This window comes from Ferribacterium limneticum, assembly GCF_020510625.1.
GTDB lineage: Bacteria > Pseudomonadota > Gammaproteobacteria > Burkholderiales > Rhodocyclaceae > Azonexus > Azonexus limneticus_A.
On sequence record NZ_CP075191.1, the window covers coordinates 3673164 to 3696072 of the forward strand.

General features: G+C 62.2%; 25 protein-coding genes. 12 read left to right on the forward strand and 13 right to left on the reverse strand.

The window, feature by feature from the left end; all coding sequences use genetic code 11:
- The first annotated feature begins 23 nt into the window (after window positions 1-23).
- Window positions 24-413: a nuclear transport factor 2 family protein gene (locus tag KI617_RS17630; protein WP_226448513.1), complete on the forward strand. Its 390-nt coding sequence runs from the start codon at window positions 24-26 to the stop codon at window positions 411-413.
- A 64-nt stretch (window positions 414-477) separates the two neighbouring features.
- Here KI617_RS17630 and KI617_RS17635 read toward each other — a convergent pair whose 3' ends face one another.
- The 4 genes from KI617_RS17635 to KI617_RS17650 all read right to left on the reverse strand — a co-directional run bounded on the left by KI617_RS17635 (window position 478) and on the right by KI617_RS17650 (window position 3424).
- Window positions 478-807: a hotdog family protein gene (locus KI617_RS17635; protein ID WP_226448515.1), complete on the reverse strand. Its 330-nt coding sequence runs from the start codon at window positions 805-807 to the stop codon at window positions 478-480.
- A gap of 75 nt (window positions 808-882) precedes the next feature.
- The gene (locus tag KI617_RS17640; RefSeq protein ID WP_226448517.1) at window positions 883-2085 is read right to left on the reverse strand and encodes an ammonium transporter; all 1203 of its coding nucleotides are present in this window, start codon (window positions 2083-2085) and stop codon (window positions 883-885) included.
- 159 nt (window positions 2086-2244) lie between these two features.
- Window positions 2245-3267, reverse strand: a complete 1023-nt coding sequence (mltA, locus tag KI617_RS17645; RefSeq protein WP_226448519.1) for a murein transglycosylase A — start codon at window positions 3265-3267, stop codon at window positions 2245-2247.
- A gap of 19 nt (window positions 3268-3286) precedes the next feature.
- Window positions 3287-3424, reverse strand: coding sequence for a hypothetical protein (locus tag KI617_RS17650; RefSeq protein ID WP_226448521.1), 138 nt, complete (start codon window positions 3422-3424; stop codon window positions 3287-3289).
- Window positions 3425-3520: 96 nt separating this feature from the next.
- Between KI617_RS17650 and KI617_RS17655 the strand changes: the two genes are divergently transcribed.
- Window positions 3521-4411 carry an ATP-binding protein gene (locus KI617_RS17655; RefSeq protein ID WP_226448523.1) on the forward strand — a complete coding sequence of 297 codons (891 nt, stop codon included), beginning with the start codon at window positions 3521-3523 and terminating at the stop codon, window positions 4409-4411.
- Window positions 4408-5352, forward strand: a complete 945-nt coding sequence (locus KI617_RS17660) for a Nudix family hydrolase (protein WP_226448525.1) — start codon at window positions 4408-4410, stop codon at window positions 5350-5352. The genes KI617_RS17655 and KI617_RS17660 overlap by 4 nt, the downstream gene beginning before the upstream one ends.
- On the opposite strand, the gene KI617_RS17665 is transcribed toward KI617_RS17660, so the two are convergent.
- Genes KI617_RS17665 through KI617_RS17685 form a run of 5 tightly spaced genes read right to left on the reverse strand, consistent with a single transcriptional unit; the run spans window position 5336 to window position 9084 of the window.
- Window positions 5336-5533, reverse strand: coding sequence for a DNA gyrase inhibitor YacG (locus KI617_RS17665; protein ID WP_226448527.1), 198 nt, complete (start codon window positions 5531-5533; stop codon window positions 5336-5338). The genes KI617_RS17660 and KI617_RS17665 overlap by 17 nt on opposite strands.
- The gene (gene zapD, locus KI617_RS17670) at window positions 5533-6291 is read right to left on the reverse strand and encodes a cell division protein ZapD (RefSeq protein ID WP_226448529.1); all 759 of its coding nucleotides are present in this window, start codon (window positions 6289-6291) and stop codon (window positions 5533-5535) included. The genes KI617_RS17665 and zapD overlap by 1 nt, the downstream gene beginning before the upstream one ends.
- Window positions 6292-6351: 60 nt before the next feature.
- Window positions 6352-6975 carry a dephospho-CoA kinase gene (coaE, locus tag KI617_RS17675; RefSeq protein ID WP_226448531.1) on the reverse strand — a complete coding sequence of 208 codons (624 nt, stop codon included), beginning with the start codon at window positions 6973-6975 and terminating at the stop codon, window positions 6352-6354.
- The gene (locus KI617_RS17680) at window positions 6972-7715 is read right to left on the reverse strand and encodes an SPOR domain-containing protein (protein WP_226448532.1); all 744 of its coding nucleotides are present in this window, start codon (window positions 7713-7715) and stop codon (window positions 6972-6974) included. Before KI617_RS17680 ends, coaE begins: the two co-directional genes overlap by 4 nt.
- Window positions 7716-7719: 4 nt before the next feature.
- Window positions 7720-9084 carry a TrpB-like pyridoxal phosphate-dependent enzyme gene (locus KI617_RS17685; RefSeq protein WP_226448534.1) on the reverse strand — a complete coding sequence of 455 codons (1365 nt, stop codon included), beginning with the start codon at window positions 9082-9084 and terminating at the stop codon, window positions 7720-7722.
- 240 nt (window positions 9085-9324) lie between these two features.
- Between KI617_RS17685 and KI617_RS17690 the strand changes: the two genes are divergently transcribed.
- The 3 genes from KI617_RS17690 (at window position 9325) to KI617_RS17700 (ending at window position 14249) form a co-directional block, all read left to right on the forward strand.
- Window positions 9325-9813 carry a DOMON-like domain-containing protein gene (locus KI617_RS17690; RefSeq protein ID WP_226448536.1) on the forward strand — a complete coding sequence of 163 codons (489 nt, stop codon included), beginning with the start codon at window positions 9325-9327 and terminating at the stop codon, window positions 9811-9813.
- A complete protein-coding gene (locus KI617_RS17695) occupies window positions 9810-11036 on the forward strand; it encodes an exo-beta-N-acetylmuramidase NamZ family protein (RefSeq protein ID WP_226448538.1) in 1227 nt (408 codons plus the stop codon). The genes KI617_RS17690 and KI617_RS17695 overlap by 4 nt, the downstream gene beginning before the upstream one ends.
- Window positions 11037-11159: 123 nt before the next feature.
- Window positions 11160-14249, forward strand: a complete 3090-nt coding sequence (locus tag KI617_RS17700) for a PhnD/SsuA/transferrin family substrate-binding protein (RefSeq protein WP_226448540.1) — start codon at window positions 11160-11162, stop codon at window positions 14247-14249.
- On the opposite strand, the gene KI617_RS17705 is transcribed toward KI617_RS17700, so the two are convergent.
- The 4 genes from KI617_RS17705 to ftsY are packed head-to-tail and all read right to left on the reverse strand — an operon-like array spanning window position 14215 to window position 18380.
- Window positions 14215-15867: an FAD-dependent oxidoreductase gene (locus KI617_RS17705; protein ID WP_226448542.1), complete on the reverse strand. Its 1653-nt coding sequence runs from the start codon at window positions 15865-15867 to the stop codon at window positions 14215-14217. The genes KI617_RS17700 and KI617_RS17705 overlap by 35 nt on opposite strands.
- The gene (ftsX, locus tag KI617_RS17710) at window positions 15860-16759 is read right to left on the reverse strand and encodes a permease-like cell division protein FtsX (RefSeq protein ID WP_226448544.1); all 900 of its coding nucleotides are present in this window, start codon (window positions 16757-16759) and stop codon (window positions 15860-15862) included. The genes KI617_RS17705 and ftsX overlap by 8 nt, the downstream gene beginning before the upstream one ends.
- Window positions 16756-17409, reverse strand: coding sequence for a cell division ATP-binding protein FtsE (locus KI617_RS17715; RefSeq protein WP_226448546.1), 654 nt, complete (start codon window positions 17407-17409; stop codon window positions 16756-16758). Before KI617_RS17715 ends, ftsX begins: the two co-directional genes overlap by 4 nt.
- Window positions 17406-18380, reverse strand: coding sequence for a signal recognition particle-docking protein FtsY (gene ftsY, locus KI617_RS17720; RefSeq protein ID WP_319004124.1), 975 nt, complete (start codon window positions 18378-18380; stop codon window positions 17406-17408). The genes KI617_RS17715 and ftsY overlap by 4 nt, the downstream gene beginning before the upstream one ends.
- Before the next feature lie 132 nt (window positions 18381-18512).
- On the opposite strand from ftsY, the gene KI617_RS17725 reads away from it, so the two are divergent.
- From KI617_RS17725 to KI617_RS17750, 6 genes are read left to right on the forward strand one after another with little or no spacing between them, the layout of a single operon-like run.
- Window positions 18513-19871, forward strand: coding sequence for a M16 family metallopeptidase (locus KI617_RS17725; RefSeq protein WP_226448550.1), 1359 nt, complete (start codon window positions 18513-18515; stop codon window positions 19869-19871).
- Window positions 19872-19883: 12 nt separating this feature from the next.
- Window positions 19884-20291: a hypothetical protein gene (locus tag KI617_RS17730; protein WP_226448552.1), complete on the forward strand. Its 408-nt coding sequence runs from the start codon at window positions 19884-19886 to the stop codon at window positions 20289-20291.
- Window positions 20288-21577 carry a M16 family metallopeptidase gene (locus KI617_RS17735; protein WP_226448554.1) on the forward strand — a complete coding sequence of 430 codons (1290 nt, stop codon included), beginning with the start codon at window positions 20288-20290 and terminating at the stop codon, window positions 21575-21577. The genes KI617_RS17730 and KI617_RS17735 overlap by 4 nt, the downstream gene beginning before the upstream one ends.
- Window positions 21574-22116 (forward strand): 16S rRNA (guanine(966)-N(2))-methyltransferase RsmD, encoded by a 543-nt coding sequence (gene rsmD / locus KI617_RS17740; RefSeq protein ID WP_226448556.1) that lies wholly within the window; start codon window positions 21574-21576, stop codon window positions 22114-22116. Before KI617_RS17735 ends, rsmD begins: the two co-directional genes overlap by 4 nt.
- Window positions 22113-22607, forward strand: a complete 495-nt coding sequence (coaD, locus tag KI617_RS17745; RefSeq protein ID WP_226448558.1) for a pantetheine-phosphate adenylyltransferase — start codon at window positions 22113-22115, stop codon at window positions 22605-22607. The genes rsmD and coaD overlap by 4 nt, the downstream gene beginning before the upstream one ends.
- 17 nt (window positions 22608-22624) lie before the next feature.
- On the forward strand, window positions 22625-22882 hold the full coding sequence (locus KI617_RS17750; protein ID WP_226448560.1) for a YfhL family 4Fe-4S dicluster ferredoxin: 258 nt from the start codon (window positions 22625-22627) through the stop codon (window positions 22880-22882).
- The last annotated feature ends 27 nt before the right edge of the window (window positions 22883-22909 follow it).

Genomic DNA, 22909 nt, shown 5'->3' on the forward strand with positions numbered 1-22909 from the left:
TGTTTTTTACCAAGGAGTGCACCGTGAGCAATATTGACATCGCAAAAAACTACATCAAGGCCGTACAGACTGGCAACCAAGCCACACTGGGGAGCCTCATTTCACCCGATGTTGTTTGGCATCAGCCCGGCAACAATCAGTTTTCCGGCGTGCACCGTGGCATGGCTGCGGTCGGGCCGATGCTGGGCAAAATGATGGAAACGTCGAATGGAACGTTCGCAATCACTCGTGCCGACCACTACATGGCCAATGGCGACTGGGTGGCTATCACCCTGGAGTTCGGTGGCGAAGCAAATGGCATCAAGCTCAAGCAACCCGGTGTGGACCTGATCCGCATCGAAGGGGGCAAGATCGCTGAGGTTCGCCTGTTCTCCAGTAACCAGGCTCAAGAAGACGCATTCTGGGGGCATTAACCGGTAGCGCATTGCACACTGCCCGTGTCGAAGCAATTGGCACGTGCGGGTGTTTAGCGAATCTTCATTGCGCAATGTTCCTTTTGACAACGAGATTAGCCACAAAAATCTGAACGACCTTGCTGAGGTTTTTGAATGTGCTTATACGAGCCTTGACCATGCCTTGTTCCGGCCTGGATTTAGACGGGCGCACCTCAAGAATCTCGATCTCCAGATAGAGCTCATCATCGGCTCGAACCGGTTGGTACCACTTCATTTCATCCAAGCCAGCACCGATGATTCCGCCTACGGGTTTGAATTCACTTTCGAAAACAGTCGCATGGTTACGGCGGCGGTACGCCAACCGCTGGCTGCCAGACCCACCGGCAGCAAAGGCCGAATTGCTGAAGGTCAAGATAAACAAAGCCCGGCATTTGCCGGGCTTTGTTTATCTACTGTCCAACAGACTTTTCTGTCTCCCAGTCGCAAGCTACCAGTTCGGCTCGCGCTCCGGTGTCGCCGTGATCTTGTGAATACTGAGGTCAGCGCCCTCGTATTCTTCTTCCTGGTCGAGACGCAGGCCCAGCGTTGCCTTCAAGGCGCCATAGACCAGCGCACCGCCGGCCATGGCGACGACAATGGCCAGGGCGGTCATGATCAGTTGCGGCATGAAGGCAATGCCACCGGCGCCACCGAGCGCCTTGCTGCCGAAAATGCCGGCCGCAATGCCGCCCCAGGCGCCGCACATGCCGTGCAGCGGCCAGACGCCCAGTACGTCATCAATCTTCCACCGGTTCTGGACCAGCGTAAACATGACAACGAAGAGGCCGCCAGCCACGCCACCAACCACCAGCGCCCCAATCGGGTGCATCAGGTCGGAACCGGCACACACCGCCACCAGGCCAGCCAGCGGGCCGTTGTGCAGGAAGCCGGGGTCGTTCTTGCCGGCGACCAGTGCCACCAGCGTGCCACCGACCATCGCCATCAGTGAATTCAGCGCGACCAGGCCGGAAATCTTGTCGAGCGTCTGGGCGCTCATCACGTTGAAGCCGAACCAGCCAACGGTCAGAATCCAGGCGCCCAGCGCCAGGAAAGGGATCGATGACGGCGGATGGGCGGAGATCCGGCCATCCTTGCTGTAGCGCCCGTAGCGAGCGCCCAGCAGCAGCACGGCGGGCAAGGCGATCCAGCCCCCCATCGCATGCACGACGACCGAACCGGCAAAGTCATGGAACTCTTCGCCAAAGCTGGCTTTCAGCCAGGCCTGGATGCCGAAAGCCTGATTCCAGGCGATGCCTTCGAAGAAGGGATAGACGAAGCCAACCAGCAGGAAGGTGGCGATTAGCTGCGGGTGAAACTTGGCCCGCTCGGCAATGCCACCGGAGATGATGGCTGGAATCGCTGCGGCGAAAGTCAGCAAGAAGAAGAACTTGGTCAGCTCGAAACCGTTCTTTTCCATCAACGTTTCGACGCCGGAGAAAAAATTGACGCCGTAGGCGATGCTGTAACCAACGAAGAAGTAAGCGATGGTCGACATGCCGAAATCGCTCAGGATCTTGACCAGGGCATTGACCTGATTTTTCTTGCGAACAGTACCGACTTCGAGGAAGGCGAAGCCGGCGTGCATGGCCAGCACCATGATGGCACCGAGCAAAATGAAGAGTACGTTGCTGCTGGATTGATACGTTTCCATGAAACCCCCAAAAACAAAGATTGGAAAGCTGGAAGCAAGCACCATTCCAGTGCATTAAAAATGTTACAAATCAGTGCATTGCAAACATCATTGCGCAACACAAGGCACCGACTTGGTGCGATTGCAGACAATCGCGCTCGATAGCGGTGCGCCAGCGCCTCATTTCGGCGCAAGTTCTGCCGGCAGTAAAACCCACATCCGGCCAGTCTGTTTCATCCGCCCCGCCTGTTCGCCGGCTTCCTTGCCGAAGCCCCAGAAGAAGTCGGCACGCACAGCCCCCTTGATCGCCCCACCGGTATCCTGCGCCATGACCAAACGGTTCAACGACGCCGCCGAGTTCGGATGGGTCGTCGCCAGAAAGACCGGCGAACCGAGCGGCACCGAACGCGGATCGACAGCAATGCTGCGCTCCGCCGTCAGCGGCACGCCGAGAGCGCCGATTGGCCCGTCGTTGCTGTTTGGCACTTCGCGGAAGAAGACATAGCTCGGATTCGTATTGAGCAGATTATCCAGACGTGCCGGGTTGGCCCGAGCCCAGGCCTGGATGCCCTGCATCGACGCCTCTTCCAGCTTCAACTCGCCACGCTCGACCAGCGCCTTGCCGATGGACTGATAGGGATGCCCGTTCTGGTCGGCGTAATTCAGGCGAACCATGCCGCCATCGGCCAGCTTGACCCGCCCCGAACCTTGCACCTGCAGGAAGAACAGCTCGACGGCATCGTCGACATAGAGCAGCGTCTTGCTCGGCACCTTGTCGCCACGCGCCGAGATTTCGGCCCGCGACCAGTAGGGCACTACCTTGTTGCCCTCCAGGCGGCCACGCACGCGCTTGTCCTTGAGCTCCGGGAAGACGGCGGACAGGTCGATGGTCAGCAGATCGTCAGGCACCCCCCGCACCGGCTGCTCATAAGCTTTCGCCCGCGTCCGGCTGCCCCGCAACAAGGGTTCGTAATAGCCGGTGACCAGTCCGTTAACGGCGCCATCGCCATTGGCGATCGCGTAAGGTTTCAGATGCTGCTCGAAGAAACGCCGCGCCTCGCCCCCCGATTGGCCATCCACCGCTTTCGCCAACTCGCAGACACGTTTCCAGCCCGCCGCATTCCCCCGTCCGGCAATACCGCGACAGGACTGCATGAAGGCCGGCCAGGCCGCGGCCAGATCATCTTCTGCCCAGCCCGGCAAATCACCCCAGTTGGCAGGGCTATATGAACGGCTGAATGCTGGTACGGGCGTTGGCAGCGGCGTAACTGCCGGACAGAGCGGGCAGGCCGGACACGGTGCACAAGCGCCAGGCGTAGCCGCGGGCTTCGGCGCCGACGTGGGCGGCACGGTCGAACACGCGGCCAGAAAGCCGACAAATAAAAGGGCTGCAACTTGGATTTTTCGCATGGCTTTCGCTAGAGTTCTCGATTTGCCGCGAAGTATACCCGCCCCCATGACCGATTCCCCGCAACTGGAACGCCTGCTTGCCCTGGCCGAAGCCGCCCTGGCCCGCCTCGACGCCGCCCTGCCCCCGCCGCTGCCGCAACCCGACTGGCAATCTGCCGTCGCTTTCCGTTGGCGCAAGAGCAATGGCCGTGGCTGGCTACAGGCCGTCCGCCACCCGCACCCGATCCGCCTGTCCGATCTCGAAACGATCGACGATCAGAAGGAGCGCATTGCTGCCAACACTCGCCAGTTCGTCGCCGGCAACCCGGCCAACAACGTACTGCTGACCGGCTCGCGCGGCTCCGGCAAGTCGTCGCTGGTTAAGGCCATGCTCAACGAGTTTTCCGCCAAGGGACTGCGCCTGATCGAGGTGGACAAGGACGATCTGGTCGAGCTGGCCGACATCATCGACCTGTTGGAAGGACGCCCGGAAAAGTTCATCATCTTCTGCGACGACCTCTCCTTCGAAGCCGGCGAGACGGCCTACAAGGCACTGAAATCGGTGCTCGACGGCTCGGTCGCGGCACCGCCCGACAACGTACTGATCTACGCCACGTCGAACCGCCGCCATCTGATGCCGGAGTATTTTTCGGAAAACCTCGAAACGCACACCGTCAATGGTGAAATCCGTCCCGGCGACACGACGGAAGAAAAGGTCTCGCTGTCCGACCGCTTCGGCCTGTGGATTTCCTTCTACCCGTTCAGCCAGGAAGACTACCTCGCCGTCTTCCAGCACTGGGCGCGCGAACTCGGCGTACCTGAAAACGTCATCGCCGACAGCGAGCGCGAGGCGCTGAACTGGTCGCTCGGTCGAGGCTCACGCTCCGGGCGCGTCGCCTGGCAATTTGCCAAGGATCTGGCCGGCCGCCAGAAACCCGCCAGGAAGAAAGCCAAATGACCAAGATCGTCGAAGTCGCCGCCGCCGTCATGCTGCGCGCCGATAGCCGCGAATTCCTGCTCGCCCAGCGCCCGGAAGGCAAGGTCTATGCTGGTTACTGGGAATTCCCCGGTGGCAAGGTCGAGCCGGGCGAGACGGTCCGCCAGGCACTGATCCGCGAACTGCAGGAGGAGCTGGGCATCACGGTCACCGCCTGCTCCCCGTGGCTGACCCGCCAATTCACCTATCCGCACGCCACCGTCCGCCTGAACTTCTGGCGGGTCACGGCCTGGGATGGCGAGATCGGCATCACCGCACCGCTCGAACACTCGGCGGTCGAATGGCAAAAAACGGGAGCAGCCGCCAGCGTCGCCCCCATCCTGCCGGCCAACGATCCCATCCTGAAAGCGCTATCGCTACCGACAACGATGGCCATCACGATGGCAGAAAACGAAGGCACCGAACGCCAACTGGAACGCCTCGAAGAAGCCCTGAATGCCGGCCTGCGCCTGATCCAGATTCGCGACAAGACCTTGCCGCCGGCCCATCGCCTGTGGTTTGCCGAAGCCGTACGGCAACTGGCCCGCAGCCATGGCGCGCTTCTTGTCATCAACGACGACGAGCAACTGGCCAGACGCATCGGCGCCGATGGCCTGCACCTATCGGCGGCACGGCTGGCTGCCTGCCAGCAACGCCCGGATTTCACCTGGGTGGGCGCCTCCTGCCACAGCGCGGCAGAAATCAGCCGGGCCGGCGAACTTGGCCTCGATTACGCCTTGTTGGGTCCGGTCTTGCCGACGCCGACCCATCCTGAATCAAGCGGACTCGGCTGGGCTGAATTCGAAAGCTTGTTGGCTGGCAATACGCTGCCGGTGTTTGCGCTGGGCGGCATGAAAACGGAAATGATGGCCGAGGCTCAAGCCCACGGCGCCCACGGCCTGGCGCTTATGCGCGGCTGGTAGGATCGGGCTCCATGCCCGGTTCGTTGCTGTCTTCCTGCACCGGAATCCGGTAGGAATCGCTGGCCCAGCAACCGAGATCGATCTGTTTGCAACGTTCCGAGCAGAAGGGGCGCCACGGATTCTCTGGCGCCCACAGGGCGTCTTCACCGCATTGCGGACAACGGACCTTGCGCACGGTCATTACAGATTACAAAACGTGAGATCGAAATCGACATCGCGCTCGCAACCCCGGGCCTTGATTTCGCCGGCCGGCGGCTTGGTGAAGCGGATATTCAGGAAATACTTGTTGGCGCTGACTTCGGGAATCGCCGGCTCGTCGACATTCACCGTGACGCGCACCATCTGGGCGGCGGAGCCACCAAGATTGAGCTGGAACTGGCCATTGGTTGCCGTGTAGTTCTTCGGCCGACCGCTGGAGCGCAGCAGGCGCAGCACGATGGCTGCTGCATCGCGCAAGGGCAGCATGGGCTTGATCCAGCCATCCAGCGCTTCGCGCCGGACTTCGGGGGCACGATGCAGCCACCAGTGATAGGATGGCAGATCGAATTCGCAGACGCCGCCAGGAATTGCGGCGCGGCTCTTGATGCTCATCAGCCAATCGTTTTCGCGCAGGTATTGGCCGATCTTGCCAGCCATGCCGAGCAAGGCAGCTGACGACTGTTCGATTTCGTACAGTGCGCCGGAGAGGGCTTCTTCGGAAATTTCCGGGTTGTTGCGGAAGGCTAGCAGGGTCTGGCGCTGACGCTCCAGTTCCTGAATCAGGTCCATCTTCAGGTCGGCGCGCCCGGCCACCTCAAGGATCTCGAACATCGAGACCAGTGCTGCGTGGTGCTCGAGGGCACCGTCTTCCTGGGCGAAGTACGCAGTTTTTTCGAACAAATCCTCAAGACGCAGCAGGGTGCGGATGCGCTCATTGAACGGATATTCGTAAGTAATCACGCGACTAGTGGCCTGGAGAACGGAAAATTTTGTTAATTCTGAGCCATTTGCAGTCAAATCTCAACAGGAAGCTTTAACTTTTTCAGCCGAAAGCATTAGATACTTCCGATGCAAGACAGCGACCTGGACATGAAGTTTTGCCTGATCGGCATCATTGACAACGACATCGTTCGCCACGGCCAGTCGTTGCTGCCGAGTTGCCTGGACAGCCATGATCGCTTTCACCTCATCGACCAGCATGCCGTTACGAGCCATGACCCGCTCTATTTGCAGGCTTTCCGGGCAATCGACCACGACAATTCGGTCGCAGCGTTCGCGGTAGGTGCCGGATTCAACCAGCAAGGGCACCGCCAGAATCACATAAGGCGAACCGGCGGCGCGACAACGCTCGGCCGACAATTGGCGAATCAGCGGATGCAGGATGCCTTCCAGCCGGACTCTGGCCGATGGATCGGCGAAAACCAGTTGGCGCATGGCTGCGCGATCCATCGCCCCGTCCACCGCGGCAACAGCCGCCCCGAATTCGGCGACCAGGGCCGGCATCGCCGCCCCGCCAACGCCGGTCAACTCGTGTGCGATGGCATCCGTATCGACTAGCGTCGCCCCTTGCTCGACAAACAAATCGGCGACCGTGCTTTTGCCGCTGCCGATACCGCCCGTCAGGCCGACGACGAAGTCACTCATTTGCAGAGCAGGGCGTCAGCCTTGGGCAAAACCTTGCCGGCAGCGGCGATCAGGGCGCTCTTGTCGGTCGCCGGGCCTGTAGCCAGCAGTTTCACCGTGCTGTCCTTGCCCGGGCGCGGCGCCACACGGGCTGAACGAACCCCCTTGGCCTTCAGTTCGGCCAGACGATCCTGAGCCCCCTTTTCGGAGGAAAAGACGCCGAGCGAAATGGCATGGCGATTGACGCCTTCCTGAACCACGAAGAAGTCGGTAATTTCCAGTTCGCGCAATTCGCTGCCCTTCTTCTCTGCTTCGGCCTTGCTGGCCTGCGGCTGGATATACACCCACCAGCCATTTCCTTCTGCCGCGATCGTCCGCCGGGTGACCTTGAAATCCTTGAATTTGGTAGCCACCACGCCGGCCAGACGATCGGCGTCGGCAACGGCCAGATGGTCCCACGCCAGGCAAACCGACGGCACCTCGACGACCTTGGCCACCTCCTCCTTGCTTGCCTCTTCCTTGGCCGCCTCGGGCAGCACAGGGACGGCCGGCACCGGCGCGGGGGCTTCCTCCTTGACCGGCTCGCTTGCCTTGACAGGCGCCGCCGGCGCCTCGCCGCGGGAAACGATGCGCATGCGCTCCGGGCTCACCTGATGCTCGATCCGCCCGGCATCGGGATTGTCGAGCCGGCCGAAATAGCCGGCGCCAAAGGCGTAGAACAGCAGGTTGCCGAGCACCAGCAGGAAGACGAGCGCTTTCACCGGATCAACCCACCTTCGGCAAATGTTTCAGCGACTCGGTAATCGCTTCGGCCGGGTAGTCGTAATCTTCCAATTGGCCGGAGAAATACTTGTCGTACGAAGCCATGTCGAAGTGGCCGTGGCCGGTCAGGCTGAACAGGATGGTCTTCGCCTCGCCGGTGACCTTGCATTTGAGCGCCTCGTCGATGGCGGCGCGGATGGCGTGACAGGATTCCGGCGCCGGGATGATGCCTTCGGCCCGGGCGAACTGCACGCCGGCCTCGAAAGTGGCGACCTGCGGCACGGCCAGCGCCTCGATGCGGCCTTCGTGCAGCAGCTGCGAAACAAGCGGCGAATCGCCGTGGTAACGCAGGCCGCCGGCGTGGATGCCGGGCGGCATGAAGTCGTGGCCCAGCGTGTACATCTTCATGATCGGCGTGTAGCCGGACACATCGCCGTAGTCGTAGGCGTAGTGGCCCTTGGTCAGCGTCGGGCAGGAGGTCGGCTCGACCGCGATGCAGCGCAGGTTGGCAGCGCGCTTGTCGCCGGCGGCCTTGTCGGCGAGGAAGGGGAAGGCAATGCCGCCAAAGCTGGAACCGCCGCCGCAAGGACCGAAGATCACGTCGGGATAGAGGCCGATCTTGTCGAACTGCTTCTTGGCTTCGAGGCCGATGACCGTCTGGTGCAGCAGCACATGGTTGAGCACGGAACCGAGGGTGTAGCAGGTGCCGGCTTCGGCCGCGGCTTCCTCGACGGCTTCGGAAATGGCCAGGCCGAGCGAGCCCTGGTTGTCCGGGTCGGCGGCCAGCGCGGCGCGACCGGCATTGGTCAGGTTGCTCGGGCTGGCGAAGACGTCGGCGCCCCAGGTCTGCATCATCGAGCGGCGGAAAGGCTTCTGCTCGTAGCTGACCTTGACCATGAAGACGCGCACCGGCAGGCCGAACATCTGGCCGGCGAAGGCAATCGACGAGCCCCACTGGCCGGCACCGGTTTCGGTGGTCAGCCGCTTGGTACCGGCGATCTTGTTGAAATAGGCTTGCGGCACGGCGGAGTTCGGCTTGTGCGAACCGGCCGGCGAGGCGCCTTCGTACTTGTAGAAAATCTTGGCCGGCGTGCCGAGCGCCTGTTCGAGACGCAGGGCGCGGCAGAGCGGGACCGGGCGCCACAGGGCGTAGATCTGGCGGACTTCTTCGGGAATGGCGATCCAGCGTTCTGCCGACATTTCCTGTTCGAGGATCGGCCCGGGGAAGATCGCCCCCATCGCTTCCGGCGGCACCGGGTTGCCATCGGGACCAAGCGGCGGAGCCGGCGGATTGACCATGTCGGCGACGACGTTGTACCAGTGGGTGGGGATTTCTTCTTGTTCAAGGTTGATGCGTAGCGGCGTCACTTTTCTCTCCCTGCAAGCGGCGACTGAAAGGCGGTAAGTTACTCCAAAAGCATCTGCCAACCAAGGGAGGCTGTGGATTTTGGGCTTTTTTCCGGGGGACTGCCGAAAGTGCCGGCACGAGCGGTTAAAGTACGTGCTGCCATCCGTTTCGACCTGCCTATCGTGTCTGACCCAACGCTTTTTCCTTTGTTTTGTCACCCGACGACCCCATGTCCGGCCGTCGACTGTGTCGTTGTTTCGGTGGCGCCGACAAATGATGGCGGGCTGCACCTGCGCTATCGGGTCAGCGGCCAGCCAGGCGCGCTTTGCCTGCCCGAACCGCAAGCTGCCGGCCCGGCCGATGGCTTGTGGCAACACACCTGTTGCGAACTATTTGTCGCCACCGGCCATGGCAATGCCTACCGGGAATTCAACTTTTCTCCATCCGGCCAATGGGCGGTTTACGCCTTCAGCGACTATCGTCAACCCGACACCGCTTTTGCCCCACAAACAGCCCCACAAACAGCCCCACAAATCAGCCTCAGGCAGCAGGCCGACGGCTTTGAACTGGCGGCCACGCTGGCGGCCAGCCTGCTGCCAGATCAGGCCATCCTCCAGCTAGGAGTGACGGCTGTCATCGAAGCCGCCAACGGCAGCAAGAGCTACTGGGCGCTGACGCATTGCGCCGCCCAGCCCGACTTTCACCCCCGCCAGAGCTTCACGCTGGCTTTCGACCGCAACGCATCATGACCCAGACCATCCAGTTCGCGCCCTTGTTCGGTATCGACCGCCTGATCACCGACCCCGCCCTGCGCCGCCCGCTGGCCGGCCAGCGCATCGCCCTGCTCGCCCACCCGGCCTCGGTCACCGCCGACCTCACGCACTCGCTCGACGCCCTGGCCGCCCTGCCCAACATCAAGCTGAGTGCCGCCTTCGGCCCGCAGCACGGCCTGCGCGGCGACAAGCAGGACAACATGGTCGAGTCGCCCAATTTCCTCGACCCGCAACTCGGCATCCCGGTCTTCAGTCTGTACGGCGAAGTCCGCCGGCCGACCGACGCAATGATGGACACTTTCGACGTGCTGCTCGTCGATCTGCAGGACCTCGGCTGCCGCATCTACACCTTCATCACGACGCTGCGCTATGTGCTCGAAGCCGCCGCCAAACATGGCAAGAGCGTCTGGGTGCTCGACCGCCCCAACCCGGCCGGCCGCCCCGTCGAAGGCCTGACCCTGCGCGAGGGTTGGGAGAGCTTCGTCGGCGCCGGCGCCATGCCCATGCGTCACGGCCTGACCATGGGCGAACTCGGCCATTGGTTCATTGCCACGCTGAAACTGGATGTCGACTACCGGGTGATCACGATGCAAGGCTGGCAGCCCGACGCCGCCCCCGGCTACGGCTGGCCGCTCGGTGAACGGACCTGGATCAACCCCAGCCCGAACGCACCTAACCTCTGGATGGCCCGCGCCTATGCCGGCACCGTGATGCTTGAAGGCGCCACACTGAGCGAAGGCCGCGGCACGACGAGACCGCTGGAAATTTTCGGTGCGCCGGACATCGATGCCCGCGCCGTGATCGCCGAGATGCAGGCTTTTGCCCCGCATTGGCTCAAGGGCTGCAAACTGCGCGAAATCTGGTTCGAACCGACCTTTCACAAGCACGCCGGCAAGCTCAACCATGGCGTGCAGATCCATTGCGAGGGGCCGTACTACGACCACGCCGCCTTCCAGCCCTGGCGCATCCAGGCGCTGGGCTTCAAGGCCATTCGCCGGCTTTACCCCGACTATCCGCTATGGCGCGACTTTGCCTACGAGTACGAACATGACCGGCTGGCCATCGACCTGATCAACGGCTCACCCTTGCTGCGGGAATGGGTTGATGCACCGGAGAGCACCCCGGACGAGCTGGATGCCTGGGCAAAGAGCGACGAACTCGCCTGGAAAGAGGCAAGCGAAACCTTCCTGCTTTATTGAACGATTTCCCGGAAAAAATGCCCGGCGAAAATCGCTATCTATCGTCAATACCTGTTGCTAATATCCATCCTGGTTCAGACGATAAACCCGAGCGAGGTTCGCGTGCTTCAACGCCGGCGCATCATGGTTGATTGTTGGCTCAGCCGAGCCATGGCCCTGTTCTGCCTGCTTTTTGGCCTGTTATCAGCGGCACATGGCGGCGAACCAGAAAGCGTGGCGAGCGAAGCCAGAAAGCCGGCGAAATTCGCGGTTCTGGCTTTCCGGCCCAAGCCGGAAACGGAAGCGCGCTGGCAACCGCTGATCGACTACCTCAACAGCACCCAGCCGAGCCAGCCGATCACGCTGGTCGTGCTCAACTACCCGGAACTGGAAGCCGCCGTCAAAAACAAACAGGTCGATTTCGTCCTGACCCAGCCGGCGCATTACATCCTGCTGGCCCAGCGGGAACATCTGCTCTCCCCGCTGGCCACGCTGCTTGAAAAAGAGGGTGGCCAGGCACTGGCCAGTTTTGGCGGCGTCATCGTGACGCGCAGCGACCGCAGCGATATCCAGCGCCTCTCCGATCTGCGCGGCAAACGCATCGCCACCAGTAGCACGACATCGCTCGGCAGCTATCAGATGCAAGCCTTCGAACTGCAGCAGGTCGGCATCCAGCTACCCGGCGACGCCCGGATCATCGAGACCGGCCAGCCGCAGGACAAGGCCATTCAGGAACTGCTGGCCGGACGGGCCGACGCGGCTTTCATTCGCACCGGCGTCCTCGAAGCCATGCAAAAGGAAACCAAGCTGGATACCCGCCAGCTGCGAGTCATCAATGCGCAGCCCCCGGGCGATTTCCCGCTGATCCGCTCAACCCGGCTCTACCCGGAATGGCCGGTCGCTGCAATGCCCTGGACAGAGGGCAACCTGGCCCGGCAGATTGCCGCAGCCATCCTTTCCCTGCCGCCGGACGGGGATGCCGCCCGGGCTGCGAATATTCATGGCTTCACCATTCCCGGCGACTACCGCCCGATTGACGAACTGATGCGCCAGCTCCGCCAGCCGCCGTTCGACGCGCCACCCAAGTTCACGATCAATGATGTTTTTGCGCAATTTGGCGCCATCATTGCGATCCTCTCCATTCTCGGCATCGGCATCATGCTGATCATCGTCCTGGCCCTGATCCGCTCGATCCGCCGCCTCAAGGACGAGCGCTCGCGAACCAAGGCGACGATGGCGCAACTCTCGGCGGCGGAAGCCCGTTTCCGGGCCATTTTCGACAATGTCGAAACCCTGGCCATTCAGGGCTATCTGGCGGATGGCTCCGTCGCCTACTGGAACAACGCCTCGCAAACCACCTATGGCTACACCGCGCAGGAAGCCCTCGGCAAATCGCTGCTCGACCTGATCATTCCCCCCGCCATGCGCGACGGCGTCCAGGGGGCCGTGCAATGGATGTTTGCCCACAAAACGGGCATTCCGCCGGGGCGCCTCAAGTTGCAGCGCAAGGACGGCAGCCCGGTCGAGGTCTATTCGAGCCATACCGTCATCGACACGGCGGATCAGGGGCCGATGATGTTCTGTCTCGACATCAACCTGACCGAGCTGGTCCATACCGAGCAGGCGCTGATCGAGAGCGAATCCCGGCAGCGGATGATCCTCCAGACTTTGGGCGAAGGTGTTTACGGCACTGACCTCAATGGCGTTTGCACCTTCATCAATCCCGCCGCCCTGGGCTTTCTTGGCCTCAGGGAAGACGAGGTGCTGGGCAAGAATACCCATACCCTGTTCCACCACCATCACGCCGATGGCAGGCCGATCCCCATCGAAGACTGCCCGCTGATCCTGACTGCGAAGGATGGCCAAAGCCGCCGCCTGGAGGATGTCTTCTGGCGAAAAAATGGCCAGAGTTTCCCGGTTCGCCTGACCATCACGGCCAAACTGCGCGAGGGGGCGATCACCGGCGTCGTCGTCTCGTTCGCCGATATCAGCGAAAACCGCCGCGTCGCGCAGGAACTGGAACAACATCGCAACCATCTTGAGACCCAGGTCAGGCAACGCACCCAGCAACTGGAAATCGCCCGCCAGGCGGCCGAAGCGGCCAATCGCTCGAAGAGTGCCTTCCTGGCCAACATGAGCCACGAAATACGGACGCCGCTCAATGCCGTGCTCGGCATGGTGCACCTGCTGCGTCGCGACGCGCCGACGCTGGAACAGATCGACCGTCTGGACAAGATCGACTCGGCCTCGCAGCATCTGCTGGCAGTTATCAACGATATTCTGGATATTTCGAAAATCGAGGCGGGAAAACTGGTGCTCGACGAAACCACCGTCGACATCGCCAGCATCCTCAAACGCGTTGTCTCCGTGCTGGGTGACCGCGCCCGCCAGAAGGGACTCGAATTGCGCGTCGTCGCAGACGATTTCCCCCACACCTTTATCGGCGACCCGACACGCATCACCCAGTGCCTGATCAATTACGCCGGCAACGCCATCAAGTTCACCGAGCATGGCAGCGTCACCATCAAGGCCCGGCGGATATCCGACGACAGTAGCGGCGTATTGATCCGCTTCGAAGTCGAGGATACGGGCATTGGCATCTCCGACGATGCCATCGATCGCCTGTTCGGCATTTTCGAGCAGGCCGACAGTTCGACCAGCCGGAAATTCGGCGGCACCGGTCTGGGCCTGGCCATCACCCGCCGCCTGGCCGAGCTGATGGGCGGCAAGGTCGGCGTCAGCAGCCGCGTCGGGGCCGGCAGCCGCTTCTGGTTTACCGCGCTGCTGAAACCCGGCGACGACGCCATCGATGCCATGACCTCAACCTTTGCTGGCCTTTCACCAAAAGGCGTCCAGAAAAGCCTGCACGGACGACATCTGCTGGTCGTCGAGGACGAGGCGATCAACCGCGAAATCGCGCTGGAGCTGCTCAGCGAATTCGGGATCACCGCCGACACCGCCGAAAATGGCCGCCAGGCGCTCGAATTGATCAAGATCCAGCATTACGATCTGGTCCTGATGGACATGCAGATGCCGGAAATGGATGGCCTGGAAGCCACCCGGCGGATTCGTGCCCTGCCCGAGCAAAACGCCGTCCCGATCATCGCCATGACCGCCAACGCCTTCGCTGAAGACCGCGAGCGCTGCCTCGCCGCCGGCATGAACGACTTCCTGTCCAAGCCGGTTGAACCCGACGACCTCAAGATGCTGCTGCTGCGCTACCTCGCCCATTGAAGCGCTGAGCCACTCGCTCGGCCGCCAGCACGCCGCGGTATTGCGCCTCTTCAAACAAGGAAAATCCGGACAAATCGGCATGGGCCAACGTGATGCGCCAGCTACGAAAATCGGCCATTTTTTCCCGCTGGGCATGGAACAGACTACCCGGCACCGGACGGCGCATGGCGTGGCCATTGCGGAAGATGTCGAGGCGCGTCGTCAGCTTGCGAATATTCGGATGCACCTGTTCCAGTTCGGCCAGGATGCCCTCGGCCCAGGCCTCGCGCGGCGTTTCGAGCAGCAGGCGCCGCCCCGCGGCGGGTGCAACATCGTGCAGCGCCCGATAGTAGGTCAGCACTGTGCCGCTCAAGTGTCGGCGGATCAGTTGGTGCGTCGCCGTGACATAACCCAGACCGGGGCTGTCGTAAAAAACATTGTCCCAGGCGGCCGGCGCACCGTATCGCTCCTCGGGCAAATCCGACAAGTGCAGGTTGGCCGTCAGCCATGGCGCGTAGTCGCCGGCCAGACAGGCCGACTTCAGGTCGCCCGGCAGTGCCGGCCAGACCCGCGGCAAGACGAAAGCCGGCGCCGCCCAGATCAGTTGCCGGGCCTCGAAGCGCACGGTTTTTTCACCTATGAGGACATCGACTGCCACGCTCGATTGACCTTCCTCGATGTGCCAGACGGTGGCGCCAGTCATGACTCGATTGCCCGCCTTCTGGGCCAGACCACGGGCCAGCCAGGCATTGCCATCCGGTGCGGTGAGCACGGTATCGGCTGCGGCATTGGCCGCTTCGCCATTGCGGCAGGCGAAGTAATGCAAGCCCGCCCAGGCTGACACCTGATCGTGAGCCATGCCGTAGTCGTCGCGGCAGGCATAGTTGGCCAGCCAGTGCAGCGTTGGCGCCGTAAAACCGTTGTCGTTCAGCCACTGACTTAAGGGTATCCAGTCCAGCGCCCGCCATTCGGGATCGGCACTCGACAACGCCATCGGAATGGCGAACAGCCGCCGTCCATCACGCCCCCTGGCCTGTTTCAGTTCGTCCATCCGCTCGTGGAAACGTTTCTGCTGGGCCAGCTCGGCCGCATCGAGACCGCGATGCGGCAACAGCCCCTCTTCCCACAGCCCATTGCGGTAGACACGTTCCTGCGGTGTGGCGCACAGATAACGTTCGTCGTAACTTGGCTTAGCTGCAGCGGGATCGCCCTGCAGGACGCCCAGTTCGGCCAGCAGTTCCCGGACATGGGTCGCCTCCCGCGTTGGCAGCGGCAGGTAGTGCGCACCCCATGGATAAGCCACCAGCGGCGATTGCCCGCCGCGCGAATTGCCGCCGGCCTCGCTTTCCATTTCGAGCACGAGAAAGTCATCGACTGCCGATTTGGCCAGCTTCCACGCCGCCGACAGCCCCGAAATACCGCCCCCGACGATCAGGACATCCGTCTTTCGGATTTCGGACGGCGCCGGAAAGCCGCCATCACGCAGGCGATGGCCCAGCGTGTGCGACATGCCGAGCAGTTCGCCGGGCGGTAGCGGTGGTTTGCCGACCGGCGCGCAACCGGCCAGGGCCGCCGCCCCCACTGTGCGGAGAAAGTCGCGGCGGCTGGTGCCAGCCCGTGGTTTTATGGGGCTAGTCAAACTTCCGCAGCGACAGGCTGACGGAAAGCTGCGCCCCGAGCCAGCCAAGGAAAGCACCGACAGCGGTCAGCGCCAGCACTTCGAGCGCACCCGGCAATTTCAGGCCGAAGCTGCCGCCGTAAAGTGCCGCCAGTTCGCCGACCGGGCCGGCCAGCAGGCGCAACGCGCCCAGCACCAGCGCCGCTGCGGCCAGGCCGCCAAGCGCCCCCTGCAAGGCACCAAAGTAGTAGAACGGCCGACGGATGAAGGCATCCGTCGCCCCGATCATCCGCGCCACCTCGATTTCAGCCGACTGGGCCATGACCTGCAGGCGAATGGTATTGAAGGTCACGGCGACCAGACCGGCGCCGAACAGCCCGGCCAGCATCCACAGGGCCAGCTTGCCGAGGCGCAGGAAGGCATCGAAACGTTTGACCCAGGCCGAATCGAGCTGGACATGCGCGACCTTGGGCCAGCCGGCGATCTCCTTGCGCAGGATCTCCAGTGCTTCCGGCTCGGTATTGCTCGGTTCGACGACGAAGGCATCGGGCAGCGGATTGCGCGGCAGGCTGGCGACGATTTCCGCCATCCCTTCGCTGGCCTGCATGCGCTTCAGCGCTTCTTCCTTCGGCACGAAGCGCCATTTGCCATTGGCCGCCTGACGCAGGCGATTTTCAATTTCGCCGACATCTTTCTTGCTCGCCTCCAGGCTCATGAACAGACTGATCTGCTGGACGCCCGAGGCGTTGCGACCAAGATCGCGCAGATTGTCGAGCGCGACGTAGCCAAAGGCCGGCAGCGTCAGGGCAATGCCGATGACCAGCAGCGAAAGCAGGGTATTGAGCGGCGTGGACCACAGACGGCGGAAAGCCGAGGCCAGTGCGGCACGGTGCTGCGAGAACCAGGCATTCATGCGACCACCCTCCCGTGATCAAGACGCAGCACGTTCGGGTGGTAGCGCTCGATCCAGCTCTGGTCGTGCGTGGCAACCACCACCGTCACGCCAACGCGGTGGAAGTCGGCAAAGATTTCGAGGATGGCCGCGCCGGATTCAGCGTCAAGATTGCCGGTCGGTTCGTCGGCGATCAACACAGTCGGCCGATTGACCACGGCGCGAGCAATGGCCAGGCGCTGTTGCTCGCCACCGGACAGGGCAATCGGATTTGCCTTTTCACGCGCCAACAGGCCCACCTTGTCGAGCGCCGCCTGGGCGCGGCGGATGGCATCACGGCGCGGCAGGCCGGCGATCTGCAGGGGCAGTAGTACGTTATCCAATGCGTTGCGGTCGAACAGCAGCTTCTGGTCCTGAAAGACCAGGCCGAAATGACGGCGCACATGCGGCATGGCACTGCGCCCCAGCGCCGACAGGTTCTGGCCATTGACCACCAGGCTGCCGGAGGTCGGCCGCTCGATGGTCGAGATCAGCTTGACCAGCGTCGTCTTGCCGGCGCCGGAATGGCCGGTGATCAGCACCATCTGCCCGGCATTGATCTGGAAGCTGACATCCTTGACGGCCTCGAAGCCGCCCGGATAGCGCTTGGTGAGGTTGCTGGCCTCGATCATTCGAACAGGGCGTCGACGAAATCTTTGGCGGAGAAGGGGCGAAGATCGTCGATCTGCTCGCCAACCCCGATGAAGCGGATCGGCTTCGGACACTGCCGGGCAATCGCCGTGACGACGCCGCCCTTGGCCGTACCGTCGAGCTTGGTCAGGACTAGGCCGGTGACGTTGATCGCCTTGTCGAAGGCCTTGACCTGCTGCAGGGCGTTCTGGCCGATATTCGCATCGAGCACGAGCAGGGTTTCGTGCGGGCCTTCCGGCTCGATCTTCTGGATGACGCGTCTGACCTTGGCGATTTCTTCCATCAGGTGCAACTGCGTTGGCAGGCGGCCGGCCGTGTCGGCCAGCACGATGTCGATGCCGCGCGCCTTGGCGGCCGAAATGGCATCGAAGACCACTGCCGCCGGGTCACCATTGTCCTGGGCGATGACCGTGACGTTGTTGCGCTCGCCCCAGGTTTCAAGCTGTTCGCGGGCGGCGGCGCGGAAGGTGTCGCCGGCGGCAAGCAGAACGCTCTTGCCCTGGGTCTGGAAATACTTGGCCAGCTTGCCGATCGAGGTGGTCTTGCCGGCGCCATTGACCCCGGCAATCATGATCACGAACGGCTTGTGCGTCGAAAAATCGAGCGGCTGCTCAAGCGGCTGCAGGGTTTCGAGCAGGGCATCGTGCAGCGCCTTCTGAATGGCCTCGGGCGTGTCCAGCTTGTCGCGCTTGGCGGCCTTCTTCAGCTCGTCGAGCAGGTGCTGCGTTGCCTCGATGCCGCAATCGCTGGTCAGCAGCAGGGTTTCCAGTTCCTCGAGCAGTTCGTCGTCGACCTTGCCGCGCGAAAAGATGGATTTGAGCTTGCCGCCCCACTGGGCACGGGTCTTGGCCAGGCCCTTGAACAGGCGTTCGCGCCAGCTGGGCGCGGCGGCCTTTTCAGCCGGAACTTCGGCCTTGGTCTCGGGGCCGGATTTTTTCAGGAAACTGAACATGGGGAATTGGGTCTTAGAAGGACTTCGGCCAAGCTGACAGGCAAGCGGCAAGCCGTTAAGATGCCGCCGGGATCGATGTAAATGCGGCCCCGATTTTAGCAGAAAGACCACTTAGAAAGCCCCCGCTCTGCCATGCGACTGCGACAACTTCTCCCCTTTTTGCTCGCTGCCGGTCTGTCGACCGCAGCCTTCGCCAACCCCTACGAAACCACGCTCAAGAACGGTCTGCGCGTCATCGTCAAGGAAGACCGCCGCGCCCCGACCGCCGTCCAGATGGTCTGGTACTGCATCGGCAGTACCGATGAGGTCGATGGCGCCTCCGGCGTCGCCCACGTGCTCGAACACATGATGTTCAAAGGCACGCCCAGCGTCGGCCCCGGCGAGTTCAACAAGCGCGTCGCCGCCGCCGGTGGCAAGGACAACGCCTTCACCAGCCGCGACTACACAGCCTATTTCCAGCAGGTGCCGAAGGAAAAGCTGCCCGACATGATGCAGCTCGAAGCCGACCGCATGCGCCATCTGAACGTGCACGCCAAGGAATTCGAGCAGGAGATCAAGGTCGTCATGGAAGAGCGCCGCATGCGCACCGATGACAATCCGCAGGCCAAGCTGTTCGAGCAGATGAATGCCGTCGCCTTCCAGGCCCACCCGTATCGCCGGCCGATCATTGGCTGGATGAACGACCTGGAAACGATGACCGCCGCCGATGCCAAGGCCTGGTACGACACCTGGTACGTGCCCAACAACGCCTATGTCGTGATCACCGGCGACGTCGATCACAAGGCCGTCTTCGCCCTGGCCGAACAATACTACGGGCCGCTCGAAGGCCGCGCCCTGCCGGTCCGCCGCCAGCAAATCGAACCGAAGCAGGAAGGCCCCCGCCGCGTCACCGTCAAGGCACCGGCCGAGCTGCCGGTGCTGATCATGGGCTACAAGGCCCCGATCCTGCGTGACATCGAGAAAGACAGCGATCCCTATGCGCTGGAAATGCTCGCCGCCATCCTCGATGGTCACGATGCCGCCCGCTTCAACAAGAAACTGGTGCGCGAAGACAAGGTCGCCCTGTCGGCCGGCATCGACTACGACAACACCGCGCGCGGCCCCGGCATGCTTTACCTGCACGGCACGCCGTCGGAAGGCAAGACTGTCGCCGACCTGGAAGCCGCGCTGCGCGCCGAAATCGTCCGCGTCCAGCAGGAAGGCGTCAGCACGACCGAACTGAAGCGCGCCAAGGCACAACTGATCGCTGCCGAGGTGTACAAGAAGGATTCGATGTTCGGCCAGACCATGGAAATCGGCCAGATCGAAGCCGTCGGCCTGCCCTACCAAAAACTCGACCGCATGCTGGAAAAGCTGCAACAGGTTACCGCCGCACAAATCCAGGCCGTCGCCAAGAAGTACTTCAACGATGACGCCCTGACCGTCGGCGTCCTCGACCCGCAAGCACTCGACGGCAAGCCACGTCGCGCCGCGGTTGCTACCCGCCACTGAGAGCGCGAACCGATGCCCTTGCCATGGAAGACCATCCTGACCAATGTGCCGTGGAGCGACGTTCTCGGCAAAGCACCGCAGATCGCCGACAGTGCGAAAAAAATGTGGAAAGGCATGGGCCGCAAGAGTGCTGACGCGGCTGAAATCGACCCCGCCGGCGAAACGATCGCACCCGATGCCGACTTCTCGGCCCGCCTGAGCTTGCTGGAAACCGCCAACCGCAAGTTGCGTACACAGATTCTCGCTTCCAGCGAACTCATCCAGACCCTGAGCGAACAGAATGTCCAGCTCGTCGCCCAAATCGAAAACCAGCGCCAGCACGCCCGCCGCCAGACCTGGGCGCTCGCCGCCACGGCACTGCTCGCCAGCCTGGCCTTGCTGCTGGCCTGGCAACCCCGCTTAACGGAGTTTTTTGCATGAAAAAACTGTTGATTGCAGCCATTGCGCTGCTCCTCACCCAAAGCGTCTTCGCCGGCGTCAAGATCGAACACTGGGTTTCGCCTTCCGGCGCCCGCGTCTATTTTGTCGAAAGCCGCGTCCTGCCGATGCTCGACGTCCAGGTTGATTTCTCGGCCGGCTCGATCTTCGATCCGGCCGGCAAGTCCGGCCTGGCCGCACTGACCCGCGCCGCGCTCGATCTGGGCGCCGGCAAGCTCGATGAAACCGCCATCGCCGAACAACTGGCCGACATTGGCGCCAACCTGGGCGGCGGTGCCGACACCGACCGTGCCAGCGTCGCGCTGCGCACCCTGTCCGCCAGGGACAAGCGCGAACCGGCACTCGACATCCTGAAGAACGTGCTGCACCAACCGCTGTTTGATGCCGCCATTTTCGAACGCGAGAAAACCCGCACTATCGCCGGCCTCAAGGAAGCGATGACCCGCCCCGACAGCATCGCCGGCAAGGCCTTCTGGGCGGCCATGTATCCGAATCACCCCTACGGCCGGCAAGCCACGCCGGAAAGCGTTGCCGCACTGAACCGCGACGACCTGGCCGGCTTCCACGCCCGCTACTACAACGCCGCCAATGCCAGCATTACGCTGGTTGGTGATTTATCGCGCCAGGAAGCCGAGAAAATTGCCGAAGCCATTGCCGGCGGGCTACCCAAGGGCGAGGCAGCCACGCTGCCCAACTCACCGGAGGCGCCCAAAGGTGGCCTGACCCAGCTCGCTCACCCGGCCAGCCAGGCCCATGTCTATATCGGCCTGCCGGCAGTCGAACGCGGCAATCCTGACTTCTTCCCGCTACTCGTCGGCAACTACACGCTGGGCGGCGGCGGCTTCGTGTCGCGTCTGATGAAGGAAGTCCGCGACAAGCGCGGTTACGCCTACAGCGTCTACAGCTATTTCGCCCCCCTCAAGCAGACCGGCCCCTTCCAGATTGGCCTGCAGACCAAGCGTTCGCAAGCCAAGGACGCGATCAAGGTGGCGCGCGATGTGCTCGAAGGTTTCCTGAAAGATGGCCCGAGCGACGACGAATTGACTGCCGCCAAGGCCAACCTGACCGGCAGCTTCCCGCTGCGCCTGGACAGCAACAAGAAGATTCTCGACAACGTCGCCGTCATCGGCTTCTACGGTCTGCCACTCGATTATCTCGATCAATATCAGGCCAAGGTGCAAGCCGTATCCGCCGACGACATCAAACAGGCCTTTGCCCGCCGCGTGCGGCCGGATAACCTGATCACGGTGACGGTGGCGGCAGATTGAACTCGGTCCGCATCGTCGGCGGCGAATATCGCCGCCGTGTTCTCAGATTTCCCGATAGCGAAGGCCTGCGCCCGACGCCGGACCGCGTCCGCGAGACGCTGTTCAACTGGCTAGGGCAGGAACTTGATGGCTGGCACTGCCTCGACCTGTTCGCCGGCAGCGGCGCCCTCGGCTTCGAAGCAGCGTCACGGGGTGCTGCGCGCGTTGTCATGGTCGAGCAATCGCCGAAAGTACTCGCTGCGTTGCATGAAAACCACGAATTGCTCCATAAACCAAGCGCGATAGAGATCATTCGCGCGGATGCGATACAATATTTGGCCTCGACAAAGGCAAAATTCGACCTGATCTTCCTCGATCCACCCTACAAAAAAGGCTGGATTGACCGTCTGGAGCCACTCCTTCCAGACGCATTGAACGAAGATGCTGCGATCTACGTCGAAGCAGAATACAAAATCGAATCGCTTGGTGATTGGCGCATGGTGCGCCAGGGCAAGGCGGGGGAAGTCCACTTTCACTTGTTGCGGCGACAGACAACTTGAACAAACTCAACCATCGCGTTGCGATCTATCCCGGCACTTTCGACCCGATCACCCGAGGCCACGAAGACCTCGTCCGTCGCGCCGCTACGCTGTTCGACAAGCTGATCCTGGCCATCGCCGAAAGCCCGTCGAAAAAGCCGCGCTTCCCGCTGGTCGACCGCGTCGAAATGGCCCAGGAAATTCTCGGCGACCTGAAAAATGTCGAAATCGTCGGCTTCAACACGCTGCTGATGAACTTCGTCCACGAGAAGGGCGCCAAAGTCGTCGTCCGCGGCCTGCGCGCCGTATCCGACTTCGAATACGAATTCCAGATGGCGGGCATGAACCGTAGCGTCTACCCTGAGGTCGAAACGGTGTTTCTGACGCCAGGCGAGCAGTACATGTTTATCTCCGCTACCATGGTGCGTGAAATTGCGCGCCTGGGTGGCGATGTCAGCAAATTTGTGCAACCTTGTGTAGAAAAGCGCCTGCGGGCGACAACCACTGCTTAAACGAGAGAGGAACAGCTATGGCTCTGATGATTACCGACGAATGTATCAACTGCGATGTGTGCGAACCGGAGTGCCCGAACGAGGCCATTTCCCAGGGGGAAGAGGTCTACGTCATCGACCCGGCCAAGTGCACGGAATGCGTCGGCCACTACGACGAACCGCAGTGCGTCCAGGTCTGCCCGGTCGATTGCATTCCGAAGAACCCGGATGTCGTCGAAAGCGAAGACCAGCTCTGGTCCAAGTACGAAAAGCTCACCGGCAACAAGCGCGCCTGAGTTTTTTCGGCGCCAATAAAAAACCCG

Excerpts from the sequence above, each read along its gene's own strand:
- KI617_RS17640 (WP_226448517.1), bottom strand. The coding sequence starts at position 2,085 with ATGGAAACGTATCAATCCAGCAGCAACGTACTCTTCATTTTGCTCGGT.
- KI617_RS17655 (WP_226448523.1), top strand. The coding sequence starts at position 3,521 with ATGACCGATTCCCCGCAACTGGAACGCCTGCTTGCCCTGGCCGAAGCC.
- KI617_RS17660 (WP_226448525.1), top strand. The coding sequence starts at position 4,408 with ATGACCAAGATCGTCGAAGTCGCCGCCGCCGTCATGCTGCGCGCCGAT.
- KI617_RS17665 (WP_226448527.1), bottom strand. The coding sequence starts at position 5,533 with ATGACCGTGCGCAAGGTCCGTTGTCCGCAATGCGGTGAAGACGCCCTG.
- coaE (WP_226448531.1), bottom strand. The coding sequence starts at position 6,975 with ATGAGTGACTTCGTCGTCGGCCTGACGGGCGGTATCGGCAGCGGCAAA.
- KI617_RS17695 (WP_226448538.1), top strand. The coding sequence starts at position 9,810 with ATGACCCAGACCATCCAGTTCGCGCCCTTGTTCGGTATCGACCGCCTG.
- KI617_RS17700 (WP_226448540.1), top strand. The coding sequence starts at position 11,160 with ATGGTTGATTGTTGGCTCAGCCGAGCCATGGCCCTGTTCTGCCTGCTT.
- ftsX (WP_226448544.1), bottom strand. The coding sequence starts at position 16,759 with ATGAATGCCTGGTTCTCGCAGCACCGTGCCGCACTGGCCTCGGCTTTC.
- KI617_RS17715 (WP_226448546.1), bottom strand. The coding sequence starts at position 17,409 with ATGATCGAGGCCAGCAACCTCACCAAGCGCTATCCGGGCGGCTTCGAG.
- ftsY (WP_319004124.1), bottom strand. The coding sequence starts at position 18,380 with ATGTTCAGTTTCCTGAAAAAATCCGGCCCCGAGACCAAGGCCGAAGTT.
- KI617_RS17725 (WP_226448550.1), top strand. The coding sequence starts at position 18,513 with ATGCGACTGCGACAACTTCTCCCCTTTTTGCTCGCTGCCGGTCTGTCG.
- KI617_RS17730 (WP_226448552.1), top strand. The coding sequence starts at position 19,884 with ATGCCCTTGCCATGGAAGACCATCCTGACCAATGTGCCGTGGAGCGAC.
- KI617_RS17735 (WP_226448554.1), top strand. The coding sequence starts at position 20,288 with ATGAAAAAACTGTTGATTGCAGCCATTGCGCTGCTCCTCACCCAAAGC.
- KI617_RS17750 (WP_226448560.1), top strand. The coding sequence starts at position 22,625 with ATGGCTCTGATGATTACCGACGAATGTATCAACTGCGATGTGTGCGAA.